24 protein-coding genes are annotated in these 22387 nt (G+C 70.1%); 16 read left to right on the top strand and 8 right to left on the bottom strand.

Annotated features, from left to right (window positions below; genetic code table 11):
- Positions 1–15: 15 nt before the first annotated feature.
- Positions 16–423, bottom strand: a complete 408-nt coding sequence (locus QSK18_RS21540) for a thiol-disulfide oxidoreductase DCC family protein (protein ID WP_232814513.1) — start codon at positions 421–423, stop codon at positions 16–18.
- A gap of 18 nt (positions 424–441) precedes the next feature.
- Between QSK18_RS21540 and QSK18_RS21545 the strand changes: the two genes are divergently transcribed.
- Together QSK18_RS21545 and QSK18_RS21550 are read left to right on the top strand one after the other, a co-directional pair.
- The gene (locus QSK18_RS21545) at positions 442–1047 is read left to right on the top strand and encodes a hypothetical protein (RefSeq protein WP_232814512.1); all 606 of its coding nucleotides are present in this window, start codon (positions 442–444) and stop codon (positions 1045–1047) included.
- On the top strand, positions 1044–1922 hold the full coding sequence (locus QSK18_RS21550; RefSeq protein WP_232814511.1) for an HTTM domain-containing protein: 879 nt from the start codon (positions 1044–1046) through the stop codon (positions 1920–1922). Before QSK18_RS21545 ends, QSK18_RS21550 begins: the two co-directional genes overlap by 4 nt.
- Before the next feature lie 52 nt (positions 1923–1974).
- Here QSK18_RS21550 and thrS read toward each other — a convergent pair whose 3' ends face one another.
- Positions 1975–3954, bottom strand: coding sequence for a threonine--tRNA ligase (gene thrS, locus QSK18_RS21555; protein ID WP_232814510.1), 1980 nt, complete (start codon positions 3952–3954; stop codon positions 1975–1977).
- Between the two features lie 185 nt (positions 3955–4139).
- Between thrS and QSK18_RS21560 the strand changes: the two genes are divergently transcribed.
- Positions 4140–6152 (top strand): sensor domain-containing diguanylate cyclase, encoded by a 2013-nt coding sequence (locus QSK18_RS21560; protein ID WP_285622401.1) that lies wholly within the window; start codon positions 4140–4142, stop codon positions 6150–6152.
- A gap of 5 nt (positions 6153–6157) precedes the next feature.
- Positions 6158–7438, top strand: a complete 1281-nt coding sequence (locus tag QSK18_RS21565; RefSeq protein ID WP_285622404.1) for an alpha-amylase family glycosyl hydrolase — start codon at positions 6158–6160, stop codon at positions 7436–7438.
- Here QSK18_RS21565 and QSK18_RS21570 read toward each other — a convergent pair.
- Positions 7435–8808: a serine hydrolase domain-containing protein gene (locus tag QSK18_RS21570; RefSeq protein WP_285622407.1), complete on the bottom strand. Its 1374-nt coding sequence runs from the start codon at positions 8806–8808 to the stop codon at positions 7435–7437. The two genes, QSK18_RS21565 and QSK18_RS21570, sit on opposite strands and share 4 nt — an antisense overlap.
- 115 nt (positions 8809–8923) lie before the next feature.
- On the opposite strand from QSK18_RS21570, the gene QSK18_RS21575 reads away from it, so the two are divergent.
- From QSK18_RS21575 to QSK18_RS21605, 7 genes are all read left to right on the top strand, one after another.
- Positions 8924–10600, top strand: a complete 1677-nt coding sequence (locus QSK18_RS21575; protein WP_232814506.1) for an L-lactate permease — start codon at positions 8924–8926, stop codon at positions 10598–10600.
- A 39-nt stretch (positions 10601–10639) separates the two neighbouring features.
- Positions 10640–11386: an SDR family NAD(P)-dependent oxidoreductase gene (locus tag QSK18_RS21580; RefSeq protein ID WP_232814505.1), complete on the top strand. Its 747-nt coding sequence runs from the start codon at positions 10640–10642 to the stop codon at positions 11384–11386.
- A 5-nt stretch (positions 11387–11391) separates the two neighbouring features.
- Positions 11392–12237, top strand: coding sequence for an aldo/keto reductase (locus tag QSK18_RS21585; RefSeq protein WP_232814504.1), 846 nt, complete (start codon positions 11392–11394; stop codon positions 12235–12237).
- A gap of 96 nt (positions 12238–12333) precedes the next feature.
- Positions 12334–13023, top strand: a complete 690-nt coding sequence (locus tag QSK18_RS21590; protein ID WP_269811139.1) for a class I SAM-dependent methyltransferase — start codon at positions 12334–12336, stop codon at positions 13021–13023.
- A 42-nt stretch (positions 13024–13065) separates the two neighbouring features.
- Positions 13066–13569 (top strand): tryptophan-rich sensory protein, encoded by a 504-nt coding sequence (locus tag QSK18_RS21595; protein ID WP_232814502.1) that lies wholly within the window; start codon positions 13066–13068, stop codon positions 13567–13569.
- 86 nt (positions 13570–13655) lie between these two features.
- Positions 13656–14009: a hypothetical protein gene (locus QSK18_RS21600; protein WP_232814501.1), complete on the top strand. Its 354-nt coding sequence runs from the start codon at positions 13656–13658 to the stop codon at positions 14007–14009.
- Between the two features lie 54 nt (positions 14010–14063).
- Positions 14064–15197, top strand: a complete 1134-nt coding sequence (locus tag QSK18_RS21605) for a glycerate kinase (RefSeq protein ID WP_285622418.1) — start codon at positions 14064–14066, stop codon at positions 15195–15197.
- Here QSK18_RS21605 and QSK18_RS21610 read toward each other — a convergent pair.
- Positions 15185–16645: a benzaldehyde dehydrogenase gene (locus QSK18_RS21610; RefSeq protein WP_232814499.1), complete on the bottom strand. Its 1461-nt coding sequence runs from the start codon at positions 16643–16645 to the stop codon at positions 15185–15187. The two genes, QSK18_RS21605 and QSK18_RS21610, sit on opposite strands and share 13 nt — an antisense overlap.
- Before the next feature lie 168 nt (positions 16646–16813).
- Here QSK18_RS21610 and QSK18_RS21615 point away from each other — a divergent pair, with 168 nt between their 5' ends.
- Entirely contained in the window at positions 16814–17356 is a 543-nt protein-coding gene (locus tag QSK18_RS21615) for a GrpB family protein (RefSeq protein ID WP_285622422.1), read from the top strand.
- On the opposite strand, the gene QSK18_RS21620 is transcribed toward QSK18_RS21615, so the two are convergent.
- The 4 genes from QSK18_RS21620 to rpmB all read right to left on the bottom strand — a co-directional run bounded on the left by QSK18_RS21620 (position 17324) and on the right by rpmB (position 18985).
- Positions 17324–18028 (bottom strand): alpha-ketoglutarate-dependent dioxygenase AlkB family protein, encoded by a 705-nt coding sequence (locus QSK18_RS21620; RefSeq protein WP_285622952.1) that lies wholly within the window; start codon positions 18026–18028, stop codon positions 17324–17326. The genes QSK18_RS21615 and QSK18_RS21620 overlap by 33 nt on opposite strands.
- A gap of 2 nt (positions 18029–18030) precedes the next feature.
- A complete protein-coding gene (locus QSK18_RS21625; RefSeq protein WP_232814497.1) occupies positions 18031–18282 on the bottom strand; it encodes an Ada metal-binding domain-containing protein in 252 nt (83 codons plus the stop codon).
- A 161-nt stretch (positions 18283–18443) separates the two neighbouring features.
- Complete coding sequence (gene rpsN / locus QSK18_RS21630; RefSeq protein ID WP_232814496.1) at positions 18444–18749, bottom strand: 30S ribosomal protein S14; 306 nt, start codon at positions 18747–18749, stop codon at positions 18444–18446.
- Positions 18749–18985: a 50S ribosomal protein L28 gene (gene rpmB / locus QSK18_RS21635; RefSeq protein WP_232814495.1), complete on the bottom strand. Its 237-nt coding sequence runs from the start codon at positions 18983–18985 to the stop codon at positions 18749–18751. The genes rpsN and rpmB overlap by 1 nt, the downstream gene beginning before the upstream one ends.
- An 82-nt stretch (positions 18986–19067) precedes the next feature.
- Between rpmB and QSK18_RS21640 the strand changes: the two genes are divergently transcribed.
- From QSK18_RS21640 to QSK18_RS21655, 4 genes are all read left to right on the top strand, one after another.
- Positions 19068–20174: a GTP-binding protein gene (locus QSK18_RS21640; RefSeq protein ID WP_285622427.1), complete on the top strand. Its 1107-nt coding sequence runs from the start codon at positions 19068–19070 to the stop codon at positions 20172–20174.
- Positions 20175–20212: 38 nt separating this feature from the next.
- Entirely contained in the window at positions 20213–20335 is a 123-nt protein-coding gene (ykgO, locus tag QSK18_RS21645; protein ID WP_232814493.1) for a type B 50S ribosomal protein L36, read from the top strand.
- Position 20336: 1 nt separating this feature from the next.
- Positions 20337–20579: a type B 50S ribosomal protein L31 gene (locus QSK18_RS21650; RefSeq protein ID WP_232814492.1), complete on the top strand. Its 243-nt coding sequence runs from the start codon at positions 20337–20339 to the stop codon at positions 20577–20579.
- Positions 20580–20728: 149 nt separating this feature from the next.
- Positions 20729–22387 (top strand): HNH endonuclease signature motif containing protein (locus QSK18_RS21655; RefSeq protein WP_285622442.1); only part of this gene is annotated, 1659 nt, incomplete at its 3' end.

Here is a 22387-nt window from a genome sequence, read left to right on the forward strand (position 1 = left end):
TGCCATAGGCAGCGATCAGGCCTTCGGAGGGCCCGCCGGGGGCATTGCGCAGGCCGGCGTGCCCCCGGGCAGACGGTGCCGGTTCCGGGCCACCCAGCGGTAGATCACCCCGGCCAGCTGACGCACGCCGGGCAGCTCGATCACGTAACCGGCCGGGCGGGCCCACGGCCGAGAAGCCTTGAGCAGCCGGGCCACCGCCAGCTCGGCGGCGTAGACGTTGCCCTCGGCGTCGACGTACTGCAGCGCCTCGACGCACGCCTCGACGCTCAGCCCGTAGGCGGCCAGGTCGAGCCGTTGCCACGGTTCCACCGCCGCCGGAGGCTTCAGGTAGCCGGTGACCACCCCGGCCAGCTTGGTGCAGATTCCGCAGTCGCCGTCGAAGACCAGCACGGGACGGGGAGACGGGAGATCGGGCTGCGGCATAGGCCCTAGATTACTGGCGTGCCCAGTACAGCCGAACAGCCGCCGGTGAAACGGCTCTCCACCCGTAGCCGAGCCTGGCGGGCCGTGGCCCTCACCGTGGGCACACTGCTGATCGCCAACGGTTCGGTGTTCGGCAACGACGTACACTGGCCGTTCGCGCCTATGAGCCAGTTCGCCTTCCGGGTGGGCACGAACGACGCGATCCGCGCCACCTTCCTGGCCGCCGTCGACTCCGAGGGCATGTTGCAGCGGGTGGCGCTGAGCACCAACAACATCGGTATCGCCCGGGCCGAGGTGGAAGGACAGCAGACCCGGTTCGTGCGCGAGCCGGAGTTGCTGTCCACCCTGGCCGCCAACTACGCCGAGCGGCACCCGGACGCTCCGGAACTGACCCAGCTCTGGCTTTGCCAGGAGGTCACCGAGCTGCGTAACGGCCGCGACGTGGGCACCAGCCAGGAGACCATCGTCGGCTGGCCGGCCAACACCCTGGTACCGGAGTCACTGCCGCCGTCGGGTGCCCCGGCCGACGCGGCGAAGGTCCCGGTCGATCTGCGGGCCCCCGAGAACAGCCAGGAGAACACCGGCGAGAACACCGGTGAGAGTGGTCAGGAAGGCCGCAAATGAGTACGCAGACGGCCGTCACCGAGGCCCCCGCCCGCGAATCCGCCCTGCGCAGATGGGTCTTCGAGCCACTCCCCCTGGCCCGGGTGGCCGTGCTGCGGGTGTTCGTGTACCTGTTCGTGGTCTACGACATGTTCTTCGTGGTCGCCGACCCGCCCGCGCTCTCCCGCAACTCGGACCTGCTCTACCGGCCGATCGACCTGCGCGAGATCCTGCACCTGCCCACCCCGTTCCCCGGATACGTCTACACGTTGCGGGTTCTGGTGATCCTGGGCTGCCTGCTGATGGTCCTCAGCGCGTTCCGCCGGATCCCCGCCTGGCTGACGCTCACGGCCGGGCTGCTGGTGGCGGCGGCGTTCACCGACTGGGTCTCGGTGGGGATGTCCTACAGCAAGATCGACCACGACCACTTCCCGCTGATCGCCGCGCTCTGGCTGCTGCCCACCGTGGGCGCGGCTCGGGCGAACGACCGCCGGACCCGCTCCGAGGCGGCCGGCTGGGCCCTGCTGGCGATCCAGATCGCCTGCGTGGCCACGTACTTCCTGTCCACCGTGGCGAAGATCCGTTTCGGTGGCTGGGACTGGGTCACCGGATCCACCTTCGCCTGGGCGATGACCCGGCGCGGAACCGGTCTGGGCCGGGCGATGCTCGAGCCGCCGTGGATCCTGACCGCGTCACAGTTCCTGATCTTCGCCGTGGAACTGCTCTCCCCGCTGCTGCTGGTGGCCCGGGGCCGGCTGCGTTACCTGATGATCCTCGGCTTCATGCTCTTCCACCTGAGCACGTACCTGACCCTGAAGATCCACTTCCTGCCGCTGGTGGTCTGCCTCCTGGCCTTCCTGCCGCTGGAGAAGCTGGTCCGCAAAAGCAACCACTGACAAGACTGAGGACGTCCGCGGAGGCTCCGCGGACGTCCTCAGTTTGGTGGTTCTAGACCTGCGCGCGGGTGCGGATCGCCTCGGTGATCCGCTCGATCGCCGCCTCGACCGGCACGCCGTTGTCCTGCGAGCCGTCACGGAAGCGGAACGAGACCGCCCCCTTGGCCACGTCGTCGTCGCCCACGATCAGCATGAAGGGCACCTTCTGCTTGGTGTGGGTGCGGATCTTCTTGGGCATCCGGTCGTCCGAGTCGTCGACCTCCACCCGCACGCCGGCCGCGCGCAGCTTCGCCGCGACCTCGTTCAGGTAGGGCACGTGCTCGTCGGTGACCGGGATGCCGACCGCCTGGACCGGGGCCAGCCAGGGAGGGAAGGCGCCGGCGTAGTGCTCGACCAGGACCCCGAAGAACCGCTCGAGAGAACCGAACTTGGCCGAGTGGATCATCACCGGCTGCTGCCGGGTGCCGTCGGCGGCGGCGAACTCCAGACCGAAGCCCTTGGGCTGGTTGAAGTCGTACTGGATGGTGGACATCTGCCAGGTGCGGCCGATCGCGTCCTTGGCCTGCACCGAGATCTTCGGCCCGTAGAACGCGGCGCCGCCCGGGTCGGGCACCAGCTCGGCGCCGGACTCCTCGGCCACCTGGCGCAGCACCTCGGTGGCCTTGGCCCAGTCCTCGTCGGAGCCGACGAACTTGTCCTTCTTCGCCGGGTCGTCGGAGCGGGTGGACAGCTCGAGGTAGTAGTCGCTCAGGCCGAAGTCGCTGAGCAGACCGGTGACGAACTTGAGCAGGTGCCGGATCTCGTCGGGGGCCTGCTCGGGGGTGACGTAGCTGTGCGAGTCGTCCTGGGTCAGACCGCGCACGCGGGTGAGACCGTGCACCACGCCGGACTTCTCGTAGCGGTAGACCGAGCCGAACTCGAACAGGCGCAGCGGCAGCTCACGGTAGGACCGCCCGCGCGACCTGAAGATCAGGTTGTGCATCGGGCAGTTCATCGCCTTGAGGTAGTACTGGCTGTTCTCCAGGTCCATCGGCGGGAACATGGTGTCGGCGTAGTACGGCAGGTGCCCCGAGGTCTCGAACAGCTGGCCCTTGGAGATGTGCGGGGTGCCGACGTAGGAGAAGCCCTCCTCGATGTGCCGCTGCCGGACGTAGTCCTCCATCACCCGCTTGATCACGCCGCCCTTGGGGTGGAACACCACCAGGCCGGAGCCGATCTCGTCGGGGAAGCTGAACAGGTCCAGCTCGGTGCCGAGCTTGCGGTGGTCGCGGCGCTCGGCCTCGGCGAGGCGCTCCAGGTAGGCCTTCAGCTCGTCCTTGGTGGCCCAGGCGGTGCCGTAGATGCGCTGCAGCTGCGGGTTCTTCTCGCTGCCGCGCCAGTAGGCGGCGGCCGAGCGCATCAGCTGGAAGCCGTTGGCGATCAGCCGGGTGCTGGGCACGTGCGGCCCCCGGCACAGGTCCTTCCAGGCCACCTCGCCCTTGCGGTTGAGGTTGTCGTAGATGGTCAGCTCACCGGCGCCGACCTCGACGTCGGCGCCCTCGGCGTCGCTGTTGCCGCCCTTGAGACCGATCAGCTCGAGCTTGTACGGCTCATCGGCCAGCTCGGCCCGGGCCTCGTCGTCGGTGACCACGCGGCGGCGGAAGGTCTGGCCCTCCTTGATGATCCGCTGCATGGCCTTGTCGAGGGCCTTCAGGTCTTCCGGGGTGAACGGCTTCTCCACGTCGAAGTCGTAGTAGAAGCCGTCGCGGATCGGCGGCCCGATCCCGAGCTTGGCCTCCTTGAAGGTCTCCTGCACGGCCTGGGCCAGCACGTGGGCGGCGGAGTGGCGGAGCACGGCCAGACCCTCCGGGTCGGCCGCGGTGACCGGCTCGACCTCGTCGCCGGCGGCCAGCTCGTGGGTGAGGTCGCGCAGCTCGCCGTTGACCCGGGCGACCAGCACGGCACGGTCGTCGGCGAACAGGTCCGCGGCCGTGGTTCCCGCGGCGACCTCCCGCGGTGAACCGGATACGGACACGGTGACCTGGGCTGACACGGTGACTCCTCGAAGACTCGTCGATGTGCTCGCAGAAAGAGCAGCGGACCCGATGCTACCGAGAGGCCGGGCCCCGCTGCCCCCGGGTTTCCGCCGTGTCCACTCCTGTCCACTCAGATCCACTCAGGTCCACTCAGGTCCGGTCTCTGCTCAGGGGGAGAGCCCGATCTGCCGATACCGAGCGCGTGGATGAACTGGTGGGGCAGCCGGGCAGCAGGGGGTCGCAGATCGAGGCCGCTCACCGGGAGCAGACCCGGGTCGAGGCGGTGCACGCGCTGGGCCTGCTCGAGGCGCCGGTCTCGGACGGGATCGGCAAGGTGGTCTCGCTGGCCGCCGAGCTGTGCGACAGCCCGAACGCCACGATCAACATCGTGGACGAGGAGTGGCTGCACTCGATCGCCTCGGTCGGCGAGCCGATGGGCCGGTTCCCCCGCGAGGACATCCCATGCGACCTGGTGGTGCGCTCCGGCGAGGAACTGGTCGTGGAGGACGCCTCCCAGGTCCCGGACCTGGCCCGCAGCCCGATGGTGGACGGCACCCTGGGCCGGATCGGGTTCTACGCCTCGGTGCCGCTGCGTACCGTGACCGGCCACGTGGTGGGCACCCTCTGCGCCTGGGACGAGCAGCCGCACCCGGTCGGCGACGGCCAGGTGAAGATGCTGCGGATCCTGGCCGACCACGCGATCGGCATCGTGCAGATGGGCGACGCGCTGGACCGGGCCCGGCACGCCACCGAGCGGCTGGCCCAGCAGTCGATGCACGCCAACGAGATCCTCGAGACCACGCCGGACCCGTTCTACTCCTGCGACGAGCAGGGCCGGATCACCTACTGGAACAGCGCGGCCGAGCAGACCTTCGGCTGGCCGCGGGACGAGGCGGTGGGCGCCGACCTGGTCGAGCTGCTGGTGCCGCCACCGGACCGGGCGATGATCACCAGCCGGCTCTCGCAGGGTCCGGCCGACGACGCCGCGGGCCTCGCGAAGGTCGAACGGGGTTCGCTGGTCTGCAAGGACGGCACCCAGAAGCTGGTCGACTACCAGATCTGGGCGTCCCGCCACGTACCCGGCCGGCACGTCTTCGCCCGCGACGTGACCCGCCACGAGACGGCCGAGAAGGCCCGTCGATCGGCCGAGGAGCTGTTCGCGGCGGCCTTCCACCACGCTTCCGACGGCATCGCGGTGCTCGCCGTCTCCGGGCCCGAGGCCGGACGCATCGTGCGGGTGAACCCCGCCGCCAAGACCCTCACCGGGCGGCCCGAACTGGTCGGGCTCACGCTGGCCGACGTGCTCGGGGGCCCCGGAGCCACTCCGCAGTCCACCCCCAACCGCCGGCAGCTGACCGACGCCCCGGCCCACCCGGGGGATCCCGCCCAGCAGGCGCGGCACCAGTCCCTGATCCAGGACATCGCCCTGCTGGTCTCCGAACCCGCCGGCACCTTCGCCAACGACACGCTGGAGCACACCACCCGGATGCCGGTGGGCACCGGGCACATCTTCATCCACCTCGTGGTCACCCTGACCCGGGACGACCAGGACCGCCCGGAGCACATCCTGGTGCAGATGCGCGACGTGACCGCCCGGCAGGCCCACGAGCAGTGGCGGGTGCGCCAGACCCAGACCGACTCGCTCACCGGGCTGGGCAACCGGCTGGCCATGAAGGAGCAGCTGACCGAGGAGATCGGGGCGCTGCGGGCGCCCGGCTCCGGCCTGGGCGTGCTGATGATCGACCTGGACAACTTCCGGGCCGTCAACGAGCGGCTCGGCCGCCCGGCCGGCGACGACCTGCTCTGCCGGATGGCCACCGCTCTGGTCGGCGCGGTCCCGCTGGACGCGTACGCGGCCCGGGTCGGCGGTGACGAGTTCGTGGTGCTGGCCCCCAGCCCCTCGCTGGAGGCGGTGCAGGAACTGGCCGGGCAGGTCTCCGGGGCGCTGACCGAGACGGCGTCCTACTTCGGCGACCGCCTGCAGGTGGAGGTCGGGGCCAGCATCGGGCTGGCGTTCACGCAGAGCCCGGACAGCGATCCGGAGGACCTGCTGATGCGCGCCGACCAGGCGATGTACGAGAACAAGCGGATGCGGCGCTTCGCCGGGCCCAGGGACAAGGGCGAGCCGGCTCCCCTCTACGCAGTGCCCGCTCCGCGTGACACCGAGCCGATCGTCTATCCCCCGCCGACCCCGGCACCCCGTCACATACCCTGACTCAGGTGACAGCCTGGTCGGACCACGTCATCTGGTGGCAGCTCCACCCCCTCACCTTCACCGGCGCCCCGTCGACCGCCACTGGCGAGCCGGGGCCCGGGCTGGCCCGGATCACCCCCTGGCTCGACTACCTGATCGACCTGGGCGCCAACGGCCTGCTGCTCGGGCCGGTCTTCGCCAGCCAGACGCACGGCTACGACACGGTCGACCACTTCCGGATCGACCCGCGGCTCGGGCAGCTGCAGGACTGGGAGAGGCTGGTCGGGGACTGCCGCGAGCGGGGCGTGATGCTGCTGCTGGACGGGGTCTTCAACCATGTCGGCCGCGACTTCCCGCAGTTCCGCGACGTTCTCGAGCACCGCGGCGACTCGCAGTACCGCGACTGGTTCCACCTCGACCTGACCGCCACCGACGCCCCGGACGGTTTCGCCTACCGCGACTTCGAGGGCCACTCCCACCTGGTGGCGCTCAACCACGAGAACCCGGACGTGCAGCGGTACGTGGCCGACGTGATGCGGTTCTGGCTCGACCGGGGCGCCAACGGCTGGCGTCTGGACGCGGCCTACGCGGTGCCCACCTCGTTCTGGCGGGCCGTGATCAGCGAGGTCCGCACCTCGCACCCGCAGGCCTGGTTCCTCGGAGAGGTGATCCACGGCGACTACGCGCAGATCGCCGCCGACGCCGAGCTCGACTCGGTCACCCAGTACGAGCTCTGGAAGGCGTTGTGGAGCAGCCTGAACGACGCCAACCTCTGGGAACTGGCCTGGGCCCTGGAGCGTCACGGCGAGTTCGCGGCCCGCTTCACGCCCCAGATCTTCGCCGGCAATCACGACGTCACCCGCATCGCCAGCCGTCTGGAAGACCCGCGTCATCTGGGCCACGTCCTGGCCGTGCTGTTCACCGTGGCCGGGGTGCCCAGCATCTTCGCCGGTGACGAGCAGGCCTTCCGCGGTGTGAAGTACGAGCGGGCCGACGGGGACGCGGAGATCCGGCCCGAGTTCCCTGCCACCCCGGCCGAACTGTCCGAGCTCGGCCGCCCGGTGTACCGGCTGCACCAGGAGCTGATCGGCCTGCGCCGGCGGCACGCCTGGCTGGTCCGCGCCGGGTTCCGCCAGCTGCACCTGGCCAACGAGACGCTGGCCTACGAGGCGGTGAACCCGGACGGCGGTCCCGGACTCGTCGTCCTGCTGAACCTTTCGGACCAGCCCTACACCTTCGACCTCGACCGGCCGGTCCGGCGGCGGGTCGAGGTCGAGGCGCACGGCTGGCGCGTGCTCGAGGACTAGAGGCCGTTGCGCCAGCCGCCCGGATCGACCCCGCCCGGGATCGGCCCGCCCGCCTCGTAGGGCTCACGGGTGAACACGAAGGTGCCGATGTCGAGGGCGGTCACCCGGCCTTCGGCGTCGCGCACCGGGCGCAGCCGCTCCCCCTCGTGATACCCGTCCTGCCCCACCCAGAACCCGTCGTCGTCGCGCCGGAACAGCCCGGAGCGCCCGCTGCGCCCCAGCACGACGAGTTCGAGACCGGCGCTGCTGAGCCGCACCGCCATCGCGCTGGAACCCCAGTACCAGGGCCCCACCAGAGCCAGGGCCTCCTCGTCGACCTGTGACAGCGGCGCCCAGACCGGCCCGGCCCAGGGCTCGTGCTCGCGCATCACGTCGAGCAGCGTCATCGCCAGCGTGCCGGTGCTGTCACCGGTCGTGGCGTTGCCGAGGACCACGACGCCGGTCTGCTGGGCCGGCTCGACGAACAGGGCGGCCACGAAGCCGGGCATCGAGCCGCCGTGCCCGACCACGGCCCCGTCCGGCCGCCCGAAGTTGAACAGGCCCAACCCGAATCCCCGGCGGCCGCCACCGACGTCCACCCCGGTCGGCCGGATCATCTCGGAGAGGGTCCGGGCGTCCACCACACCGGACGCCTGGTCGCCCAGCAGCAGCCCGGCCCAGCGTCCCAGATCCTCCACCGTGGACCACAACTGACCGGCGGGGGCGCCCACGCCGGTGTCGTGGGCGGGTTCCGGCAGAACCAGGTCGGCCCACGGGTGAACGGCCCATCCCGCAGCCGCGCCCGGGCCGGGGTGGTAGGTCGTGCGGCTCATCCCGAGCGGGTCCAGGACCTCCTCGCGCAGGACGTCCCACCAGGGGCGTCCCCGCAGCCGGGCCACCAGTTCGCCCAGCACGGCGTAACCCAGGTTCGAGTAGTGGAACTGGCGCCCGGCCGAGAACAGCACGTCCTCACGGCGCAGCCGGTCCACGAACTCCGCCCACGCGACCCCGGCCACCCGCTCCCACCACTCGCCCGGCAGCTCGGCCCGCAGCCCGGCCTCGTGGGCGAGCAACTGCCCGATCGTCCGCTCCCCGAAGGGCACCTCGGGCAGATGGTCACCGATCGGGTCGTCCAGCGTGAGCAGCTTCTCGTCGCGCAGCCGGAGTACCGCCACCGCCGTCATGGTCTTGGTGATCGACCCGATCCGGTACTGCGTGCCGGAACCGGGCACCGCCCCGTCCACCGTTCCCCGGCCGCCGCTCCAGAGAAGCCGACCGCCCCGGGTGACCCCGGCCACCAGGCTCGGGTACCGGCCCTCGCGCTGCAGGCGGGCCAGTTCGGCGGTCAGCCGGCGGGCGGTGGCCGACCCGATCGTCTCGTCCCCAGTCATCCCAGGATTAAAGCCCACACCAGCACCTACAGATGTCAGCCTCGGGCGATCCGGCGCACCATGGTGGCTGAACCCTCCAGACCGTCACACCGCCGTGCGTCTTCGGGAGGCCCTGGTGTATCAGCAGGAAACGGCTCCGCTGGGCGACAGTCTCGCCTGGTCGGCCCTGTTCGCCGCGATCCCTCTGCTCGTGCTGTTCGTCCTGCTCGGGGTGTTCCGGGTCAGAGCCTGGCTGGCCGCGGTCACCGGTCTGGTGCTCGCGCTGCTGGTCGCGCTCGTGGTCTGGTCGATGCCCGCCGACCAGGCCTTCCTGGCGGCCACCGAGGGGGCGGCGTTCGGCCTCTTCCCGGTGATGTGGATCGTGATCAACGCCATCTGGGTGTACGAGCTGACCCGCCGCTCGGGGCATTTCGACGTGCTGCAGCGCACGTTCACCAACATCAGCCCGGACATCCGGATCCAGGGTGTGATCATCGCCTTCTGTTTCGGCGCGCTGCTGGAGGCCCTGGCCGGTTTCGGGGCGCCGGTGGCGATCTGCTCGGTGATGCTGGTGGCGATCGGCCTGACCCCGATCAAGGCGGCCACCACGGCACTGGTGGCGAACACCGCGCCGGTGGCCTGGGGTGCGGTGGCGACCCCGGTGATCACTCTGGCCCAGGTCTCCGGGCTGCCGCTGCGCGACGTCAGCGCGATGACCGGGCGGCAGGTGCCGTTGCTCGCCCTGCTCGTGCCGTTCCTGCTGCTCTACCTGCTCGACGGCCGTAAGGGCCTGCGTGAGGTCTGGCCGCTGGCGGGCGTTGTCGCGCTCACGTTCTCCGGGGCCCAGTTCGCCGTGTCCAACTACGGCCCGGTCGAGCTCACCGACATCGTCGCGGCGCTGGCCGCCGCCGCGGCCGCCCTGGCGTTCCTGCGCACCTGGTCGCCCGCCACGATCCAGACCACGATGGACGACGATCGGGGCACCGAGAGCCGCACCGTCGCCTCCGGTGAGGCGACAGATCGAACAGAGGACGAGCGTCCGTCTACTTTGGCGGTCCAAGACCCTCACGACGACCGCCGTGACCGCTACCTGGCCTTCGCCCCCTACGCGATCGTGATCGCGTTGTTCAGCATCGTCGCGATTCCCGCGGTCAAGGAACAGCTTTCGAAGACCACGGTCACATTCGGCTGGCCCGGTCTGGACATCGTCCGGCCGGACGGTTCCGAACTGGCCCTGACCACATTCAAGTTCGACTGGCTGGTCTCCGGCGGGACCGTGCTGCTGCTCACCGGGGTGCTCACCGGGCTGGTGCTCAGGCTCGGGATCGGTGACTGGGTGGCCTGTTACGGCAAGGTCCTGGTGCAGCTGCGCACGGCGATCCTGACCGTGGTGGCCGTGCTGGGCATCGCCTACGTGATGAACACCTCCGGCATGACGGTCACGCTGGCGGCCTGGCTGGCCGGGGCCGGAAGCCTTTTCGCGCTGCTGTCGCCGCTGCTGGGCTGGTTCGGCACCGCGGTCACCGGCTCCGACACCTCGTCCAACTCGCTGTTCGGGGCCCTGCAGGTGAGCGCGGCGGCCGAGACCGGGCTGGATCCGGTGCTGCTGGCCGCCTCGAACGGCTCGGGCGGGGTGCTCGGCAAGATGGTCAGCCCGCAGAACCTGGCGATCGGGGCGGCCGCGGTGGGCCTGGCCGGACGGGAGGGCGAGCTGTTCCGCTCGGTTCTGCGGGCCACGCTGATCCTTCTGCCGGTAATGTGCCTGATCGTGGTGCTTCAGGCCTCACCGGTGCTCAGCTGGATGGTGCCCTGAGGTCCGCAGGCCGGCCAGGAGACTCAGGATGGAGCAGGCATGAGTGAGTACCAGGGGATCCGGGCGATCGTCACCGGTGGCGCCTCCGGCATCGGCCGGGCCACCGCGCTGGAACTGCAGTCCCGCGGTGCGAAGGTGGCCGCGCTCGACCTGAACCAGGGCGCCGACGAGGGCATCGCCCAGATCGTCTGCGACGTCTCCGACCAGGCCTCCGCCGAGGACGCGGTGACGAAGGCCGCGGTGCTGCTGGGTGGCATCGACGTGGTGGTGAACAACGCCGGGATCGGCGCGCGCGGCACCATCGAGGACACCCCCGACGAGACCTTCCTGGCCCTGCTGAACGTGAACGTCCTGGGCGCGGTCCGGATCACCCGCGCCGCCCTGCCCTGGCTGCGGCAGTCGAAGTCGCCCGTGGTGGTGAACACCTGCTCGATCGCCGCCTGGACCGGGCTGGAACAGCGGGCCGCCTACAGCACGTCCAAGGGCGCCCTGCAGGCCCTGACCCTGGCGATGGCCACCGACCACGTGCGCGAGGGCATCCGGGTGAACTGCGTGCAGCCCGGCACCGCCGACACTCCCTGGGTGCAGCGCCTTCTCGACTCGGCCGAGAACCCGGACGCCGAGCGAGCGGCGCTGGACGCCCGGCAGCCGATGGGCCGGCTGATCTCGGCCGACGAGGTGGCCCACGCCATCTGCTACCTGGCCAGCCCCCGAGCCGGTTCCACCACCGGTACGCTCCTGGCCGTCGACGGTGGATCGCACGCTCTACGGCCGATTCCCCGGTAGTCGCAGTGCTTTCCCTCCGAGCGAAGCTGGGCCCGATCGGCTTCGCTTACACCTGCGCCGCCCCGGACACCGAGCAGACCGTGGAAACCGCCTGGAACCTGGGAGTCCGCTCCTTCGACACCGCGCCGCACCACGAGCTCGGGCTGGCCGAGAAGCGGCTGGGGGCAGTACTGGCGCAGTATCCCCGTGACGAGTACGTGCTTTCGTGCGAGGTCGGGCGGCGGCTCGTGCCTGCCACCCGGACCTTCTCCCTGGAGCACGGCCGCGAACCCGGCCAGAACCTTCGCCTGGTCAGGGACTTCAGCCAGGACGGGGTGCTGCGCGCGATCGAGGAGAGTCTGCACCGGCTCGGCACCGACCGGCTGGACATCGTGTATCTGCCCGATCCGGACGAGGACTGGGAACGGGCGCTGAAGCAGGCCGCGCCCACGCTGGCCGAACTGCGCGACCAGGGCACGATCGGGGCCTTCGGGGTGGGGACGAGCCGGCCGGCCGTGCTCAGCTGGTTCGTCCAGGAGAGCTCCGCCGACATCGTCCGGGCCGACTCGTCGGCCGTCTCCCGACTCCTCCCCATCGTTCGCCGAGGCGACCTGACCATGGTGGCCACAGGCGTCCTCAAATCTGATTTCCCCGCCACATCTGATTTGCCCGCCGCGGTGTGCCAGGCGCACGGCGTCACCCCGCTCGAGGCCGCGATCGCCCGACCCTTGCGATTTCCCGAGGTGGCCGGCGTGCTGCTCGAGATGCGCAGTGCCCGGGAGGTGACCGAGAACGTCCGGGCGGCCTCGGCCCGGGTGCCCGAGGCGTTGTGGAAAGCCCTGGCCGAGGAGGGAACGGCCGACAAGGGGTAGGTTTCCGCGAACGACGAAACACGCGGAAAGGCGGGCACAGTGGATCGGGTGGCTCCGGGCGGACGCAGTCTGCGGTCGATCGACGACGTTCTGCGCATGCTGGACGAGGCGTTCCCCACTTCGAACGGCCGCTGGACGGGCAATACCGACGGCGCCTGGTGGGACGGCTTCTACAGCGATCGCGAGCGTCCGGTGCCCTTCTTCGCCGAGAAGCCCGACGAGAACCTGGCCGACTACCTGGGCCGCGGTCTGGTCCGGCCGGGCCGGGCCCTGGACCTCGGCTGCGGGCCCGGCCGGAACGCGTTGTTCCTGGCCACGAACGGTTTCTCGGTAGACGCGATCGACCTCTCGGCGGAGGCGATCGCCTGGGCGCGGGAGCGGGCGTCCACCCGCGACCTGGACGTCACCTTCCACCAGGGGGACGCCTTCCAGGACGGGGGTGCCGTCCTCACCGGCCCGTACGACCTGATCTACGACTCGGGCTGCCTGCCGCACCTCCCGCCGCACCGCCGGATCGGCTACCTCGACCTGATCGACCGGCTGCTTGCTCCGGGTGGGCATTTCGGGGTCGCCTGCTTCGCCTCCGGGTTGATGGGGTCGGAGTCGCCGGACATGGAGCTGTACCGGGAGGGATCGCTGGGCGGCGGGCTCGGGTTCACGCCCGACGACCTGCGCTGGCTGTTCCAGGACCTGAAGGAGGTCGAGATCCGGCCGATGCGCCCACAGGGCGAGAACAGCCCCTACTTCGGGCCGGAGTTCCTCCTCGCCGGGCTCTTCACCAGGTAGTACGCAGGTGCGGGATGCCGGTCGGGCGCCGAGACTGGGGCGATGAACGTTCTTCGCAGCATGGGTAAGCCGCTGGCCCTGACCGTCGGCCTGATGGCGGCCGGCGCCGCGGCCGGACGCCCGGAAGACCCGGAGTACTACCGCTCGCTGCGCCAGGCTCCCTACGCGCCACCGGCGGCCGCCTTCGGGCCGGCCTGGGCCATTGCCAAACTGGGCTGGTCGGTGGCCACGATCCGGGCTGCCCGCTCGGTCGAGGGGCCTGACCGTAAGCGTCTGCTCGCGCTCGCCGCAGTAGACGCTGCTGTGTACGTCAGCTTCTCCTACGCCTACTTCCGGCGGCGCAGCCCCGTGCTGGCCGCCGCGTGGACCGCCACCGACGCTGTGGTCACCGCAGCCTCCCTGCCCTTGCTGGCCCGGCACGACAAGGCCGCGGCGGCCGCACTGCTGCCCCAGGCCGCCTGGCTCAGCCTGGCCACGCCGGTCTCGGTGTACCAGGCCCAGGCCAATCCGGACCCGATCTTCGGCGACCGGCTGGTCACTCGCTGATCCGAGGTCAAGCTTCGCGGAGGAAGCAGTTAAGACCGGCCCAAGCCGCTTCACCCGGGGCCCGGCCAGTACCCATACTCGGCGACGTGCGTCCTCCTCGAGCCCTTGCCCTGGCCACCTTCGCCACCGCCGTCCTGCTCACGGCCTGCAGCGGAGGTGACGCCGAGAAGACCCCCGACGCGGGTGGTGACGGCGGCACCAAGAGCACGGGCCAGGTCTCCGAGGCCTCGAAGGGTGAGGCCTGCGAGCAGTACCGCGACCTGTCGGCCCAGGTCGAGGCGGCCAGCAACGAGGCCGCGAGCGTGACCGTCAGCAACGAGGAGGACGGCCAGAAGGTCACCGAGCTGATGACCAAGGTCAGCGAGCTGACCGAGAAGGCCGACGCCGCGTACGCGCTGTGCTACGCCGAGGGGGCCGAGCCGCAGGCCACATCCTCCTGACCCCTGGTCCGGCTCGGGTGATGTCACAATACGGGCGTGCCGAAGGAGGCCCTTGTGACGACGCCCCACCGTGTCCTGGTCGCTGCGGACAAGTTCAAGGGGTCCGTCGACGGGGCCACCGCGAACGCCGCCATCGCCCGAGGTCTGAGCTCGGCCCTACCTGAGGCCGAGATCCGGGTGCGCGGGGTGGCCGACGGGGGCGACGGAACTCTGGCGGTGCTGCTGGACAACGGGTTCCAGGCGGAGCCGGTCGATGTTGCCGGGCCCACCCTTCTCCCCCGCCGCTCGATGATCGGGCGCCGGGGTGACGAGGCGTTCGTCGAACTCGCCGAGATCTGCGGCATCGTGCAACTGCCCGGTGGCCAACTCGACGGCCTGGGATCCAGTACCTGGGGGCTGGGACTGGCCGTACGGGCGGCACTGGATCTGGGGGTACGCACGATCCACATCGCCATCGGCGGAAGTGCCTCCACCGACGGCGGGCTTGGGCTGTTGTCGGCGCTCGGGGCGGTGGCCACCGATGCCGACGGGGAACTGGTGACGAATGACGCGGCCGGGTTGCTGAAGGTCGCCGAACTGGATCTGTCGGGTCTGGACCAGCGACTCAGGGCAGTCGAGATCGTCGCCGTGACGGACGTCCGTAATCCCCTCACCGGACCTGACGGCGCAGCCCACGTCTACGGACCGCAGAAGGGCCTGACGCCGGAACAGGTTCTCGCCGTAGACGCAGCGATGGCCCGTTGGGCGCAGCTCTTGGGTGGAGAGCCGAACATCCCGGGAACGGGGGCGGCCGGCGGAGTGGGGGCAGGCATCCTGCACGGCCTGGGAGGAAAGCTGACTCCCGGAGCACCGTTCGTGCTCGACGCCGTGGGCTTCGACGAAGCTCTGGCCGGCGCCGATCTCGTGGTGACCGGAGAGGGATCCTGGGACGAGCAGAGCGCTCACGGCAAAGCCCCGGCCGAAGTGCTGCGGCGGGCGCATGCCAACCGCGTCCCCGCCGCCATCATCGCCGGGCGGGTCACCACCCGGGATGGGCTGGCGGAGCTGGGGGTGGGCTCGGTGACGGCGTTGGTCGACCTGGCCGGAAGCGCCGAGACCGCGATGCGCGAGGCGGAGCGTCTACTGGAACGAGCGGGAGCCGAGCTCGGACAGGAACTCGGCTTCCCCAGCGCTTTTCAGAACGGGTAGACCGGAAGGTCGCCGCGCAAGGTGACCCACTGGGTCTCGGTGAAGGCCTCGATGTTCGCGGCCGCACCACCGTGCCGCGCACCGGTGCCCGACGCCCCGACCCCACCGAACGGCGCCACCGCCTCGTCGTTCACCGTCTGGTCGTTGATGTGCACCAGGCCGGTCGGGACCCGCTCGGCCAGCTCAAGCCCGGCATACACGTCCTTGGTCAGGATGCCCAGCGACAGACCGTATTCCGAGCCGACCGCGAGCGCGGCCACCTCGTCCACCGAGGAGAAGGAGGTGACCGGGGCGACCGGCCCGAAGATCTCCTGCTGGTAGGCCGGGGCCTGCTGCGGCACCCGGGCGAGCACGGTGGGCCGGTAGAACAGGTCTTCGTAGGAACCCCCGGTGAGCAGCTGCGCCCCGGCGGTGACGCTGGTGGTGACCAGCTCGTGCACCCGGTCGCGCTGACCGGCGTCGATCAGCGGCCCCAGCGCCACCTGCTCGCGGAACGGGTCGCCCACCGGCAGCTTCTCCACCCGGGCGGCCAGCGACTCGGCGTAGGCGTCGGCGATCGACTCGTGCACGAGGTGCCGGCTGGTGGCCATGCAGATCTGGCCGGAGTGCAGGAACGTGCCCCAGGCCCCGACCGCGGCGGCCTTCTCCACGTCCACGTCGGGCATCACGATCAGGGCCGAGTTGCCGCCCAGCTCCAGGTGCACCCGCTTGAGGTGCTGCCCGGCGATCGCCCCGACGGCCCGCCCGGCCCTGGTCGAACCGGTGAACGCGATGACCCGGACCTCGGGGGCGACGATCAGCGCCTCCCCGACGTCGGCACCTCCCGGCAGCACCTGGAACACCCCGGCGGGCAGACCGGCTTCTTCGAAGACCCGGGCGAACACGGCGCCGCCGCAGATGGCGGTGCGCGGGTCGGGCTTGAGGATCACTGAGTTGCCCAGGGCCAGGGCGGGGGCGATGGCCCGGATAGCGAGGATGGTGGGGACGTTGAACGGGGCGATGACCCCGACCACGCCGGCCGGCAGGCGCCGGGCGAAGCTCAGGCGGGGAGCACCCGTCCGGAGCAGTTCGCCGTACGGATGGCTGGGCAGGGCCGAGGCCTCGTAGCACTCCTGGGAGCTGGTGTGGACCTGGAAGTCGCCGAACGGCGGGATGGCCCCGGACTCGCGGGAGAGCCAGCCCTTGATCTCGTCGGCCGAGGCGGCGAGCAGGTCTCCGGCTCGGCGTAGTACTGCCGCGCGCTCTTCGAAGGGCCGGCGCGCCCAGTCCTTCTGGGCGGCGGCGGCAGTCGAGGCCGCGTCGGTCACGTCGTCGGGGGTGGCGCGGCCGACCGAGGCGATGGTCTGCCCGGTGGCTGGTTCCACCGCGTCGTAGACGCCCCCGGAGCCGGTGGTCCAGGCTCCGGTCCAGATCTTGCCGTGCCAGGCGGTGCCCTCCAGCAGTGCCATCGATCAGCCTTCCCGTTCGCCTTCGTACAGGTCTCGTGGCCCCCAGCCGCCAGCATAGGACGGGAAGAGGACCGGGGCGTTGGCGGCCGCGGACGCACGCCCGGCGTATCCGGGCGTACCCGGCATAGGTGTAGCCCTGCATCGTTGTCGGGGCATACTGTTCATGTGATGTTCGAGCTCATCGGCGGCCCAGAGAAGCGCGACATCGTCCTGACGGGGTACAGCGAGTCCTGGCCGGCGATGTTCTCCCAGGAGCGCGAGCGGATCGTCGGCGCTCTGGGCGAAAAGGCCTTCCGGGTGGATCATGTCGGCTCGACCTCGGTGCCCGGGCTGACCGCCAAGCCGATCATCGACATCGATCTCAGCGTGTTCGACGCCGAGGACGAGGCCGACTACGTGCCGGCGCTGGAGTCAGCCGGTTACCAGCTGCGGGTGCGGGAGACCGGGCATCGCATGATGCGCACCGCCGACCGCTCGGTGCACCTGCACATCTGCTCAGCCGGCAGCGAGTGGGAGCGTCGGCATCTGCTGTTCCGCGACTGGCTGCGGACCGACCAGGCCGACCGCCAGGCCTACGCAGCCCTGAAACTGCAGCTCGCGCAGCGGGACTGGCCGGACGCGGAGGCGTACGCCGACGCCAAGAGCGGCCTGATCGCCGAGATCACCGACCGGGCCGAGTCATGGGCGGCCGCCACGAGCTGGACCGTCTGACAACCCCGTCACTCGCATCGTGATGTTGATCCGCCCCTTCTCCAGGCCGCACCCCGGCGGCGCGGTGCCCGGATAGACCTTGGGGATCCCGTGATAGGCCAGCCGTGAAGCACCTCCGAACACGAACAGGTCTCCCGACGCCAGGTCGATGTCCTGGTAGGGACGCCCCCGGTTCTCGGTGTTGCCGAACCGGAACCGGCAGGTGTCCCCGATCGACAGCGAGACCACCGGAGCCCGGGAGACCTCGTCCCGATCCTGGTGCATGCCCATCCGGGCCTCGGCGTCGTAGTAGTTCACCAGGGCCGTGTCCGGGGTGTACTCAGCCTCCTCCCACCCGGCCTCCTTCCCCGCGACCGGCCCGACCTCGGCCAGAGCCTTGCGCCCGAACCGGACCATCCAGTCGGGGAAGTCGAGCACCCGGTTGCCGTTCACATCAACGGCCTCGCGGGTGTACTGGTACGGCCGCCAGTGCCACCCGAGGCACACGGTCTTGACACTCATCTCGTGCCCGTTGACCACCGCGCCGCGCGGCGGCACCGGCCCCGCACCCCACTCCCGGAACCGCGCCACGATCCAGGCCTGCTGATCCGGAGTGAGCCACCCCGGCACCCAATAGGCACCCGGCGCCACCTCACGCCGGGGACGTTCCAGCAACTCGTCTCCGAACAGCATGCTCACGCCTGAGTCTCCCTCCAGGCCCGGTACTTCGCCGGCAGGCACGCACCGCAGGGCCGATAGCCGGCGGCCACCGCGACAGCCTCGGTCGCGAAGAACACCCGGTACTTCACGTATCCACCGCGGGCGACCGCCCGCACCGCAGACGGGCAGTCCAGCCGACCGTAGACCTTGAGCCGGCGATGCCCGCCCAGAAGCCCCGGCACGTCTGACCGGTACAACCGCCCGTCTGCCCCCAGCAGCGTATACACGACCGCCCCACCCTCCGCCCGAGCCGCCCCATCGAGGACCAGAGCCGGTATGACCCGAATTCCGGACCGGCTCGCTCGGAGTATCTGCCGATCCCGGATGCCCTCACATCAGGTAAACGCTCCGGGCACCCCCGGACGTGAGGTCGTCCAGAAAGAAACTCTCACCAGCTCGACTTGGTGACCCCGGGCAGCTCGCCCCGATGGGCCATCTCCCTGAACCGGACCCGAGACAGACCGAACTTCCCGAGGTGGCCCCGCGGACGTCCGTCCACAACATCCCGACTGCGCAGACGGGTCGGCGAGGCATTGCGGGGAAGGCGGTGCAGCGCCGCCATCGCGGATTCCCGCTCCGACTCGCTCACGTGGGGGTTGATGCTGAGTCGCTTCAGCTCCCGACGGCGCTCGGCGTACTGGGCGACCACCTCACGGCGCTGCGAGTCCCGGGCGATCTTGCTCTTCTTCGCCATCAGAGCCTCACCCCCCGCGCCAGGATCGCCCGGACGACCGGTTCGACCCCGCGCCGGTCGATCGTCTTGATCCCTCGCGCGCTGAGGGTGAGCGTCACGTGGCGGCCGAGGAACGGCACCCAGTAGCGCTTCGACTGGATGTTGGGGTCCCACCGGCGCTTGGTGCGCCGATGGGAGTGCGAGACGGAGTGACCGAAGCCGGGAACCGCTCCGGTCACCATGCACACCCGGGACAAGACTGCCTCCTGCGAGGTCGGGAATGAATCGCGATCAGGCTAGCTTATTGAAAACGATTCTCAATCCACCTAAGGTCTGCGCATGCCCGACGTTCCCGTCCTGACCGTCACCTCGATCGATCCCGTCTTGCGCGACAGCGCCGTCGCAGCTCTGCTGCTCGACCTCCCCGGGGCCGTTGCCGTGCGCCACGACATCACGCCCGACGGGTGGCTCCACCGCGTTGTGCACGACTGGTCCGGCGTGCGCGACCAGCACGTGCAGCCCCTGGAACACGGCTGCCTGTCGTGCGCCCTGCGCGCCGACCTGCTGCCGGTGCTGCGAGGGCTGGTCGACGACACCGAGAACCCACACAGCAGGCCCGCGCAGATCATCGTCGGACTACCGGTCAGCAGCGAACCGCACCCCCTGGTCCACGCACTGCTGCCCTCCCCCGGCGCAGCCCTGGTGCCAGGGGCGCGGGTGGCTGCGGTCGTCGCGACCGCCTCCCCCGCAACCCTCTGCGAGGACCTGTTCGGCGACGAACTGCTGGCCGAGCGTGGCCTGGAACTCAACCCGGACGACCGTCGATCCGTGGGCGAGGCCTTCGCCGCGCAACTGGAATACGCCGACGCAGTCCTGTTCGACACGTCGCCCGACCAACGCGAACTGGACCTGCTCGACCGCCTGGCGGGCGATCGTCCATTGTTTGGTCTGATCTCCGAGGCCGACACCAAGAGCCTGCTCGCAGTGCCGCGCCCACCCGACGACCCCCGTGGTGATCTACTGCGGCTCCCGGCGAGCCAGAAGCCCGACACTGAGGACGTTTGGACGCTCGACCTCCACTCACACAAGCCGTTCCACCCTGGGCGCCTTCAGGCCGAGCTCGAAGCCATGGGTAACGGGCCGATTCGCGCACGGGGAACCTTCTGGTTGCCCGGTCGCCCTGAAGTGGTTGGGATCTGGGACGGCGCCGGCGGCCAGTTGAGCATCGGCGCCGCGGGCACGTGGCCGGGGACGGTTCGGTCGACCCGGCTGCGAGTGACCGGGATCGGCCCACAACGCGAGGCCTTCCGGCGGGCCTTCGACCGGGCCCTGATGACCAGCCACGAGATGGAACAGGGACTGGAGCGCTGGGACGGCCTCGACGACGGCTTCGATCCGTGGCTCGGCACGCCGGACGACGCCGACATCGACGACCTCAGCGCCTGAACCCCCACACCGAGACCGATCCCTAGGAGAGAAGAGCGATGAAGGTCCGCGCATCACTGAGATCCCTGAAGGAGAAGCCCGGCTCGATCGTCGTACGGCGACGGGGACGGGTCTTCGTGATCAACAAGAAGAACCCCCGATGGAAAGGACGGCAGGGCTGAGATGAAGTCAGGCATCCACCCCGAGTACCGGCCGGTCGTGTTCCGTGACCGCAGTGCCGGGACGGCGTTCCTCACCCGCTCGACCGTGACCACAGGGTCCACGATCGAGTGGGAGGACGGGAACGAGTACCCCGTCGTCGACGTGGAGATCTCCAGCGCCAGTCACCCCTTCTGGACCGGCCGGGCACGTTCCAACGACGTCGAAGGACGTATCGCCCGGTTCGAAAGGCGCTACCGCAAGTAGGTAATCACCGATCCGCAGTGGTCATGGGATCCGCTCTCGGCGGAATCCCATGACCACCGCTCGTGGTTCTCGGGCCTCTCGATATGCCCTACTATTCATACATACGTTCGAACGGACGTTTGTGGCCGACACCGGGGGGTGTGGGGGCTGTGGGGGACGAGACTCTTTCCAGCTGGCCTGAAGTCGAGCTGGTTCGCTTCGGCGACACCGATCTGCTGGCCAGCATCCTGGCGGTCGATCTCAAGACGGCTACCGAGAACGCCTGTCTGGGCGTGGCCGACGGAGTGGGGCAACTGATCCGCCGGATCAGCGCCCTGCAAGCCCAGTTCCTGGCCAGGGCAGCTGTTCTGGCCGGCGCAGCACAGGTTCAGCCGTCGGGACCAGGAGACGCGATCGACGGTATTGATTCGGCCGCGGCCGAAGTTGGTATGGCGCTGGCTCTCTCACGCGGTGAAGCGGTGAACCATGTCACCGATTCGGTACACGTCTACCAAGAACTGCCGGAGCTGTGGGCGATGGTGCGCGCGGGGCAGCTGGAATGGCGCACCGTGGTGGCCGTACACGGTCGTATGCGCGAGCATTTCGAGCCCGGTAGCGACCAGTGGCGACACGTGGCTCGTTTGATGGCAGAACAGTTGCCGGGCAAGACGCGACGGGCGGCCGTGGCGGCCGTGCAGCGTGAGATTGCGCGGGTGGATCCGCTGGCAGGCCAGAAGCGGGCCAGACAGGCTCGGAGCGAGCGCTGTGTACATGCTTTCCCGTTGGCAGACGGTATGGGCGGGCTGCAGATGAAGTTGCGCGCCGAGTCGGTGCGCATGATCGATGCGGTGCTGGATGCGCTGGCCGACGGATGCCGTGACGACGCACGTCGACGTGGAACGGCCGACCCGCGAACTCATCAGCAACGTCGCGCGGACGCCGCGGTGGCGGTCTTCCAGGCCATCCTCGCCGGCATGCCGTTGCCCTTCGTGCCGGTCCATCCGCCTGCTGATGACTCGTCTGCTTCTGACTCACCTGCGGCTGGCTCATTCGCGGACAGCAGCTCAGGACAGGCGGGCGAACGAGTGGCGAAGCTCCTGCCTGCGGATGCCTTCGGCAGTGCCCGGTCGGTCCTGGCCTGGTGGCTGCCACCTGCCCTTCCGACTCAGCAGGGCCGCCGGCCACACCTCATCGTCACACTGAGCCTCGACGCTCTGCGGGGTCTGAGCCAGGAACCCGGCGAACTTCAGGGGCACGGCGCCATCACCGCCGAACATGCTCGCGAGATCGCCCGTCAGGCAGGCAAGATCACGCTGGTTCCCGTTCCCGCAGCCGGTGAGGCCGCCCAGCTGCACGGTCCCGGCGACCAGGCCAACTGCCGTGAGTCCGCACGCCCGTACAAGCCCCGGCAGACGGTCGTCGACAGCGTTACGGGTCGCTTCCAGACCTGCGTGCACCCGGGCTGTCCGCGGGCCTCGTCGCAGTGCGACATCGACCATGCCGTCCCGTTCGCCAAGGGCGGCCGGTCGTGCCCCTGCAACCTGTTGCCGCTGTGCCGTTTTCACCACCGTCTCAAGACGCACGGAGGCTGGTCCCTGCGTCTCACCCGGCCCAGCGAACCCTTTCCGGCCGGAACCATCGAGTTCACCAGTCGCCTCGGGCAGCGTCGCTACGAGGATGCTCCGCCGCTGCCCGGTTCGGGCGCCCCATGGTCACCGGCAGGGGTGTCCACGGGCGTGGAGGATGCGCAGGGCAAGCCAGCCGCGGCGGGTAACGCTGGCGAGGCGGGTACGACTGGGGCGGGTGCGGCAGGTATGGCGGGCGCAGCA

It is taken from the genome of Kineosporia sp. NBRC 101677, assembly GCF_030269265.1.
GTDB classification, from domain to species: Bacteria; Actinomycetota; Actinomycetes; order Actinomycetales; family Kineosporiaceae; genus Kineosporia; species Kineosporia rhizophila.

Excerpts from the sequence above, each read along its gene's own strand:
- QSK18_RS21595 (WP_232814502.1), top strand. The coding sequence starts at position 13,066 with ATGAACGTTCTTCGCAGCATGGGTAAGCCGCTGGCCCTGACCGTCGGC.
- QSK18_RS21570 (WP_285622407.1), bottom strand. The coding sequence starts at position 8,808 with ATGACTGGGGACGAGACGATCGGGTCGGCCACCGCCCGCCGGCTGACC.
- QSK18_RS21540 (WP_232814513.1), bottom strand. The coding sequence starts at position 423 with ATGCCGCAGCCCGATCTCCCGTCTCCCCGTCCCGTGCTGGTCTTCGAC.
- rpsN (WP_232814496.1), bottom strand. The coding sequence starts at position 18,749 with ATGGCGAAGAAGAGCAAGATCGCCCGGGACTCGCAGCGCCGTGAGGTG.
- ykgO (WP_232814493.1), top strand. The coding sequence starts at position 20,213 with ATGAAGGTCCGCGCATCACTGAGATCCCTGAAGGAGAAGCCCGGCTCG.
- QSK18_RS21640 (WP_285622427.1), top strand. The coding sequence starts at position 19,068 with ATGCCCGACGTTCCCGTCCTGACCGTCACCTCGATCGATCCCGTCTTG.
- QSK18_RS21550 (WP_232814511.1), top strand. The coding sequence starts at position 1,044 with ATGAGTACGCAGACGGCCGTCACCGAGGCCCCCGCCCGCGAATCCGCC.
- QSK18_RS21620 (WP_285622952.1), bottom strand. The coding sequence starts at position 18,028 with ATGCTGTTCGGAGACGAGTTGCTGGAACGTCCCCGGCGTGAGGTGGCG.
- QSK18_RS21650 (WP_232814492.1), top strand. The coding sequence starts at position 20,337 with ATGAAGTCAGGCATCCACCCCGAGTACCGGCCGGTCGTGTTCCGTGAC.
- QSK18_RS21610 (WP_232814499.1), bottom strand. The coding sequence starts at position 16,645 with ATGGCACTGCTGGAGGGCACCGCCTGGCACGGCAAGATCTGGACCGGA.
- QSK18_RS21580 (WP_232814505.1), top strand. The coding sequence starts at position 10,640 with ATGAGTGAGTACCAGGGGATCCGGGCGATCGTCACCGGTGGCGCCTCC.
- QSK18_RS21615 (WP_285622422.1), top strand. The coding sequence starts at position 16,814 with ATGTTCGAGCTCATCGGCGGCCCAGAGAAGCGCGACATCGTCCTGACG.
- QSK18_RS21590 (WP_269811139.1), top strand. The coding sequence starts at position 12,334 with ATGCTGGACGAGGCGTTCCCCACTTCGAACGGCCGCTGGACGGGCAAT.